The 742-nt window shown below is 40.3% G+C and carries 1 protein-coding gene; it reads left to right on the top strand.

The genetic code is table 11. From position 1 onward, the window contains the following. The coding region (locus ACFIJZ_RS09980; protein WP_375632007.1) for an autotransporter domain-containing protein at positions 1–742 on the top strand (742 nt) is incomplete at both ends.

Here is a 742-nt window from a genome sequence, read left to right as displayed (position 1 = left end):
CACAAACAGCAAGCTATTTGGTCATGCCAAATGCTCTCTTCTATAGTGGATTAACCGATATGGCTAAACAAAACGCACTCTTAGCCAATATCAGAACATCTGTTTTAGGAAAAGAAGAAGAAAAACAAACCGGTTTCTTCCTCTATACTTACGGAAACACAGGAACCTTATCTTCTGAACGCGGACCTCTCAAATATGGTTATGGTGCTGATATCCGCTATGCTGCTCTCCAAGCCGGTGTTACATTCGCAGCATTAGAAGGACAAAATACCACAACACATTTCGGTCTTGTAGGCACCTATGGGCGGCTGTCTTTCACTCCAAAGGATATGGATGATGTAAGTAAGAGCACATTGGATAAATGGTCACTAACAGCTTATGGCAGCGTGCAGCATAACAATGGTTTCTATATGGATACACTGTTATCCTATGGAATTCTAAAAGGAGATATCGGCAATGCTCTCATTGGCAAAACCGCAAAATTGCAAAATGCCAAAATGTTGAGTATCTCCACCACTGTTGGCAAAGAGTTTGCAACCGGAATGGAAAGTTTAACATTTGAGCCGCAAGCACAAATTGCCTATCAACATTTGATGTTTAATACCATTGAAGATGCTGATAATTTTACCGTTGATATGAAAAATCCTTCTCAATGGTTGATCCGTGTTGGTGGACGTTTGACAAAAACCATTTCCACTGAAAACAACCGTCCGATGTCTTTCTATGGAAAAGTAAACTTGAT

Origin of the sequence: Bartonella sp. CL70QHWL (assembly GCF_042194855.1) — a bacterium.
Lineage (GTDB): Bacteria > Pseudomonadota > Alphaproteobacteria > Rhizobiales > Rhizobiaceae > Bartonella.
Note: the sequence above shows the minus strand (reverse complement) of the source record. Positions and strands in the feature narration are given on the sequence as shown.